The sequence below is a fragment of the Pseudomonadota bacterium genome (genome assembly GCA_022361155.1).
In the GTDB taxonomy this organism is placed as follows: Bacteria; Myxococcota_A; Polyangia; order Polyangiales; family JAKSBK01; genus JAKSBK01.
In genome coordinates this window covers 1-7038 of record JAKSBK010000498.1, presented here as the reverse complement: position 1 = coordinate 7038, position 7038 = coordinate 1, and the positions used below count along the sequence as shown (strand labels likewise).

6 protein-coding genes are annotated in these 7038 nt (G+C 65.7%); 5 read left to right on the top strand and 1 reads right to left on the bottom strand.

From position 1 onward, the window contains the following. The first annotated feature begins 299 nt into the window (after nt 1-299). Together MJD61_18660 and MJD61_18655 are read left to right on the top strand one after the other, a co-directional pair. Nucleotides 300-1457, top strand: a complete 1158-nt coding sequence (locus MJD61_18660) for a phosphatidylserine/phosphatidylglycerophosphate/cardiolipin synthase family protein (GenBank protein ID MCG8557286.1) — start codon at nt 300-302, stop codon at nt 1455-1457. A gap of 666 nt (nt 1458-2123) precedes the next feature. Beyond that, complete coding sequence (locus MJD61_18655) at nt 2124-3281, top strand: FHA domain-containing protein (GenBank protein ID MCG8557285.1); 1158 nt, start codon at nt 2124-2126, stop codon at nt 3279-3281. A 101-nt stretch (nt 3282-3382) separates the two neighbouring features. On the opposite strand, the gene MJD61_18650 is transcribed toward MJD61_18655, so the two are convergent. Beyond that, on the bottom strand, nt 3383-4915 hold the full coding sequence (locus MJD61_18650) for a DUF1080 domain-containing protein (GenBank protein ID MCG8557284.1): 1533 nt from the start codon (nt 4913-4915) through the stop codon (nt 3383-3385). A 466-nt stretch (nt 4916-5381) separates the two neighbouring features. Here MJD61_18650 and MJD61_18645 point away from each other — a divergent pair, with 466 nt between their 5' ends. The 3 genes from MJD61_18645 to MJD61_18635 are packed head-to-tail and all read left to right on the top strand — an operon-like array spanning nt 5382 to nt 6915. Beyond that, complete coding sequence (locus MJD61_18645) at nt 5382-5615, top strand: addiction module protein (GenBank protein MCG8557283.1); 234 nt, start codon at nt 5382-5384, stop codon at nt 5613-5615. Continuing rightward, nucleotides 5615-5905: a hypothetical protein gene (locus MJD61_18640; GenBank protein ID MCG8557282.1), complete on the top strand. Its 291-nt coding sequence runs from the start codon at nt 5615-5617 to the stop codon at nt 5903-5905. Before MJD61_18645 ends, MJD61_18640 begins: the two co-directional genes overlap by 1 nt. Continuing rightward, nucleotides 5845-6915 carry a hypothetical protein gene (locus MJD61_18635; protein ID MCG8557281.1) on the top strand — a complete coding sequence of 357 codons (1071 nt, stop codon included), beginning with the start codon at nt 5845-5847 and terminating at the stop codon, nt 6913-6915. Before MJD61_18640 ends, MJD61_18635 begins: the two co-directional genes overlap by 61 nt. Nucleotides 6916-7038: the final 123 nt, after the last annotated feature.

The following is a 7038-nucleotide window of genomic DNA, read 5'->3' as shown; positions in this document are numbered from 1 at the left end:
CGGACACCCGGGCGTGCGTCAAGGTGCTATAGCTAGTGCCCGTCCCGAAACTCCGGACCGAGGATGGCGCAGCGCCGCGGGGTCGGATGGCGTGTCGGCGAACCGAGGAAATGCAGCGCATGCGGTTGGAATCGAGCAGGGTCGAGCGTGAGACGACGCGGCAGACGGCCCCGCGCCGCAAGCCAGGCGACGGGAGTGAGTTTTGGAACGGGCACTAGCTAGCCCGCATCGGTCGCCAGCCTCCGGCCGCTCCATCGCGCCTCGAAGTTGGTGATCGATGCGGGCGAGCCGGTGAACGGATGAACCTACAGACCTCAGCCGAGACCATGCCGCTGCCGTCCGACGCTTGCGACCACTGGGTGGCGGGCCACCGGATAACGTTCCTGCACGATGGAGCGCGGTGCTTTCCCGCCATGCTCTCCGAGATCGAAGCTGCGCGGCAAGAGATTCTGCTCGAGATGTACTGGTTTGGCTCCGACAGCACAGGGTTTCGCTTCGCACAAGCGCTGGCTGCGAAAGCCAGGGAGGGACTCCGGGTCAACGTGCTCTACGATGCCGTTGGTAGCTACGACAGCAGCGCCTCCGTGTTCGATCGGATGCGTGAGGCCGGCTGCCAGGTGCGGGAGTTTCACCCCATCGCGCCGTGGCGGAAGCGCTTCATGCTCGATCGCGTCTATTTCCGCGATCACCGCAAGATCCTCGTGATCGACAACCGCGTCGCGCTCACAGGCGGGCTGAATCTGGCCGACGAATGGGCCCCCGTAGCCGAAGGAGGAAAGGGGTTCCGCGACGACATGGTTCGTGTGCAAGGCCCGGCCGCACAAGAGCTGCGCGCGCTTTTTTACCGCACCTGGTCGATGACCGGCGGACTTGCACCGGCTGATGCGCCGGCTGCGCACTCTCGCACGAAGTCGCCCGTTCGCGTGCTCTCCAACGATTTCGTGCACGAGCGCTGGTTGATCCGTCGAGCCTACCTGCGCCAAATCCGCGCTGCCAAGAGCTGCATCACCCTAGCCAATAGCTACTTCATTCCTGATAAGGCGGTACGCCGTGCGCTTGGACGAGCGGCGCGTCGAGGCGTGCGGGTGCGCGTGCTCGTGCCGGGACGCAGCGATGTGGCGGCGGTCCAACACGCCAGCAAGCGGCTTTATGGGACGCTGCTGAAGCGAAGGATCGAAGTCTACGAATTCACCGGAAGCGTGTTGCATGCCAAGTCGGCAACCATCGACGACCGCTGGTGTACGACCGGGACCTTCAATTTCGATCATCGCTCGTGGCGCTTCAGCCTCGAGGTCAACGTAGCCATCGAGGATCGCGCTGCCGCCGCTGCACTGCGGCGTCGCCTGGAGCGGGACATCGAAGTCTCGCGCGCCGTGACGCTGGCGGCCTGGCGTGCGCGTCCGTTTGGCGACCGGGCTCTGCAGGAGCTCTTCTACGCCCTGCGCAGGTTCTTGTAGTGTAACTGTTCGGGCCCCAGTCAGTCGGGTTTTTGAGGCGGTTTTCTGGGCGAGCGCGCCCCCAGGAATCGCCCGAGGAGTACTGCCCGGCTGCGGTTGGAATCAGCTGCAGCGCAGGGCAAGGCCGAGGACGAAAGCCGCCCAGAAAACCGCCTGGGAGGCCGGCGTGCAAGCGTGGTCACCCCGTGAGCAGTTACCTTGTAGTGGCAACAGCGGCTCCGGTGGATCGCGGGCCGGGCAGGGGCCAGCCCCGCATCAGCCAGGGCAGCCGGCGTGCGAGGCATACGTCGCTTGACCCTCAGCTCGGCCGACCACTATGCTCTGCGGGCCCTTCAGATTCTTCTGGATGCTTACCACCCTCAGACACCAAGTACCGCTTGCCAGGGATCGTGATGGATTCCCGCTGGCTCTGACGCTCGCTGGCGGTGTTGCGCGTCCGCCGGCGGGCGCCAGGGCTGGGGCCAGACGATCAGGAATCCTGCGGCGAGGTACTAGGGAGTGTCTTCAAAATACTCCCGTCGATCCCGAGGCCCTCGAAATCGTGGGGTCTCCCGCCGCTCCTCAACGATGCACCACATTGCCTCGTCACGGCGAAAAACCCCATGATTCCGATCATCCTCGGGCTCTCGGTCCGATTTTGAAGACACTCCCTAGACGGAGGTGGCCGTGACCGTCTGCCCGCGCTGCGGCAAGCAGAATCAGCCTCACTACAAGTTCTGCCTGGGCTGCGGCTCGGAGCTGCCGCGGGGCGCAGAAAAGACGCCGGGCGATTTCCGACCGTACACCGGGGCGCAGCTGGTGGTGGACTCGGCAGGGCCCGTTGCCCAAGAGGCTGCAGCCGTGTCCCCCCTCGCAAAGGGTAGCGCAGCAGCCAAGAGCGATCTGCCCGGCCCGGCAACGGGCTCCGGGGCCAGGCAAAGCGAGTCCACCGAGCAGCCGGGCGAGACCGCGCAGGCGCGCTCCGGTGCGACGGGGCCCGGTGCGGACGACCGCGCCGTCGGCGAGCCGCCCGAGGAGGCGCCCCGGCCCAGCACCGCTGCTGCCGCTACCTGTCCGAACTGCGGTTCGGCGGTACCGGGGGACTTCAAGTTCTGTGGCACGTGTGGTCACTCCATGAGCGCTGGTTCCGCCCCCGCCACCGCGCTCGAAGCACCCCCGGCAGCCGCCGAGCTCGAATCAGGACCCCAGCCTCGCGGTCTTCTGACGCTGATCAACCCAGACGGCTCCGCCGGAGGGCGTTTTCCCCTGTCCGATGCCACGACCCAAGTGGGTCGAGACGCCGGTGAGCCGTTCGCTCTCGATTCGTACCTGTCTCCCGTTCACGCTACCTTTTCGTTCGAAGATGCAGGATTGGTATTGCGCGATGAGGGCAGCCTAAACGGCGTGTACCTGCGCCTGACGCCGCAGCAGCCCGTGGCGCTCGAGCACGGTTCGGTGTTTCGCATTGGACAGGAAGTGCTCAAGTTCGAGCTCATGCAACCACAACAAGGTGCCGATGGAGTTGAACTGTTGGGCGCCCCCGATCCGGGTTACATCGGCCGTATCAGCTTGATCGTAGGGAGGAACGTTACGGGCAACGCGTTCCCTATCGGTCCCCACGGCGTGCATTTGGGTCGCGAGCGCGGCGACGTATTGTTTCCCGAGGACGGGTACGTATCGGGCCTGCACTGTCGCGTGTACGGGGATGAAGGCAGCGTCAAGCTCGCGGACATGAACAGCTCCAACGGCACGTTCTTGCGCGTAAGCGAAAGGGCGACGGTCGAGCACGGCAGCATGGTCCTGATGGGCCAACAGCTATTTCGGATCCAGATCCCGTCGCGCTAGCACTGGTGCCCGCGGCCGGAAGCCCGATCCGGGTTTTCGCCTGCCGCGGCACGGCCACGCGCAGCGCGGCATCGACAAGAAGGCGCCCGAGCAAACGACGCCTAGCGAACGCTCACGTCATCCCAGAACGCGGCTGCGCGATCGGCTCTCACGCCGATCAAGCCGGGCTCCGGGAACGTAGCATCGACCTGATCGAGCACCAGCACGTCGTCCACGTACAGCTGGTGCCTTGCACCCGTCACGACGGCCCTGAGCCGATGGGGCTGGCCTGCCACCACGATCGCAGGGGCCGAAGCCACGTCGGTCCAGCCGCGGTTGTGGCGGCCGAGGGCGGCGATCTGGTTCCCCAGATTGAGGAAGAAAAAGTAGCCCGAGAGGTTGTTCTGACCCGGGCCGGGCCGGCTGACACGGTACAGCACCCCAGCGACACCACCGACGGTGATCGTGACCGTCGCCTGCAGCGTGAAGTCAGCGAACTTGCGGTCTGCCACCAGCGACTTGCGCGCGGGGCCGTTGTCCACCGAGTATTGTCCGGTGGGTGTGACGGTCCACGTGCCGTCCCAGGTGCTCCAGCCGCTGGCGGTCGGCGCGTCGAAGCCGTCCACGAAGCTGCCGCCAAGGCAGGCAAGGCAGGGCCCGCCGCAGTCGGGTAGCAATTCGCCCGGGCTCAGGACTCCATCGCTGCAGTGCGCCGGGGCCTGACACAGGGCACCCGCGCACAGTCCACTGCGACAATCTGTGGGGGCCTTGCAGCCCTGACCGTGATCGCAGACCTCGCACCACGGTCCGCCGCAATCCTTGCTCGTCTCGAAGCCGTTCACCTGCCCGTCGAAGCAACTGGGGGCAGGGTCGCCGGGGCACTCGCCGCCGTGGCTCACGATCACCCCATTGCACTCGGCATGCGTGCGACCGCACCAATAGGTCTTGCCGTCGCGTCCACACACCATATCGGGTTGAGGGCAAGGCACGGTGCCGCAAGGCAGCTGGCATTGGTGCGTGCCCGGGTTGCATATTTGTCCGGGGGCGCATGGTTGCGCGCAAAGCGAGGCGCACTCGCACAGGATGCAGCCCATCGGCCCTCTAACAAAGCCGTGCGGACAGAACTTGACGCAATTGCTTGGCGGAAAAACCATGGAGCACGTTGGTGTTGGCGCGCCCATGCCTGAAGCGCCGCCCATACCCGCAGTGCTGCCCATACCCGCGACGCCGCCCATACCCGAAACGCTGCCCGCACCTGCTGTGGCGCCCATACCCGCGGCTCCGGTCGCACAGCTTCCCGGGTGCATCACGACCGTGCCGCGGCACCATGCTTCCTCTTGACACTGGTAGGTCACGCCATCCTGGCCGCAAACCGCCGCCTGGTTGAGACAGGGCGCACCCGCACAAGGCTGCTCACACAGCTTACGCTGGCCGTGACAGATCATACCGGCCGTGCAGTCGCCATTGCTGCTGCATCCAGGCGGGGTCGGCGGCTGGGTACCCGTGCCCGCCGTCGGCACCTGGCCCCCACCGGCAACCGGTTGACCTGCGACAGGACTCCCGGGCGCTCGGTTGGTGCCATCGCAGCCTGCAAGCCACGCAACGACGGACGCGACCGCCAGGAAGGTTGGTGGGCAGTGAACACGATTCGTCATGGCAGCATCTTCCTCCCGCGAGGTTGCACACCGAAGGGGCAGGTCCCGGCGAGTCTTGATAGCACCGCGCGCCGGGTCAGGCTGCTGTGGGCTCCAGCTACTCGGGACTGGAGGGTCGAATTCGGGTCCCGGCAACCACGGCGGGGGGCGGTTTGCAGTCGTGCGGCACGGCCAACGGCCTACAGCGCCGCACGGCTCCATGGCTCCATGTGCTATTTATGCAATATTGCTGCGAAAACGGTAGGCCTGGGTTTGGCTGTCCAACCGCTTAGGCCGGCGCCTTCGGTATCTAAATCGATACCCTTGGCGAACCCAGCAAGTGCAAGGGGCCCGGGCGGGGGGCCTCGTGCTCGGGCCCGGCGGACGTGCCCGGATCCGGGCGCCGGCGGTAGCCGACTCGCTTCGGGTCTCTGCCGCCGCTTCGGAGAGCTGGCGGGCAGACCATGACCCGCCTACAATGTACCCCGTGACCGCAGCTGCAAAGAAGCTCCTAGAAGACGCCCTTGCGCTTCCGGAAGAAGACCGGCGTCGTCTTGCTCGCGCCCTGATGGAGAGCGTGTCCAGCGAGTCGACCGAGGGCGTCGAAGAGGCGTGGCGTGCCACAGTTCTCGAGCGCATCGACGAGGTTCGTCGCGGCGACGTGAAGACGGAGCCTTGGTCCGAGGTCAAGCAGCACATTCGTGACGCCCTCGACGGCTGATGGCCACCGTGCGGTTTCATCCAGCTGCGCGAGCAGAGCTCGTCGACGCGATCGTCTACCACGAACGCGAGCGACCTGGCTACGGAGCCAAGCTTGAGGGCGAAGTCGAGGAGCTCCTCGAGCGAGCCTCCACGTTCCCGCAGGCCGCAGCACCGCTGGATGCCTACCCGCCTGAGTTCGAGGTTCGCGCGCTTCGACTCCACACGTTTCCGTACTCGTTCATCATCGCATGCGTGAACGGCGAGCGTACCGTCTATGCCTTCGCGCCTCGCCAAGCGGCTCGGCCGTAATAGGCGACACGTACTCGGTCGGTGACGACGAAGACGTGCACACTTTCGAGGTAACCGCGAATCTGCTGGAGGCTGGGCCGGTTCAGGTCCTGTGGAACGGGAAGATTTGGGTCGAGCAGCAGGGGGGGCCAGGGTCAGTGAATATTACGTGGCAAGCCATGCTCGAGGATATGCCGAGCGGGTGGGTGACCGTGCGCACACCACACGTGCAGACGAGCCCGATCTACGTGATAGTGCACGGCCGCCCAATTCACGATCCCTTCGGTGGGAGCCTGCCACAGTGGCGCCCCGACCCCGGTGCCCCCTGCCGCATGACCGCGCGTGTAGACGAGCTGATCCGAAACACGAACCTTCGGGGTGGGACACCCGCCGGTATCATGAACAGGTACATTGCAGCATGGTGGAAGTACCGGAATCGTCGCGTTGGGTCCTGCGATCTCAACAACCCCCCCGACCCGCCTTCGCTGCCCCCGCCGGGCAACGACGAACGCGGGGACTACCCCAATGCGTTCCCCGGGCGCGGGCTGCCGCTCTCGGCAGACACACGGAGAGTGACCGGCCGTCTGGTACCCTCGAACGATCAGGATCACTTCTTCATTCAGGCACGATGCCCGAACACCCCGACCAACAAGGACTACCTGCGGGCCCGCGTGGCGCTGCGCACCGAGGCTAGAGAGAATCTCAGCAGGTACGTGCTCGACTACTGCTGGTCCGACCCCGGCGTCCGATGCTCGGTCAGGAACCCGCCTGAGACCGGCCCCGCTCTTGTGACCAAGCGGGTGGACGTGACTCCACTAGGCGGTGGCACGACCGCCAATGCGCCGCTCGATGTGAAATGCACGCCGAACCAGCTCTTCTGGCTGAGCATCGCCGTGCGGCCAGGTGGGGCGGTCGGAAATGACATCTATTCGCTGTTCTACTCGGTCGAAGCGGTCGACGACGGCTTCCGCTATTCGAACGGCAGCGGGGCCGGCGAGTTTCCAGCTGGGGGACAGCCCACCAACCCGTAGGCGAACCGGCTGCTCCCTGGACGCGGTCGCGACCTTGCTGGCAGCGAGAGCTTGCGTCAAAGCAGGCCGGAGAAGTTGGTCAGCCTGGTCGACGCCGTTCAGGAGCATCTGCCCGACGGTATG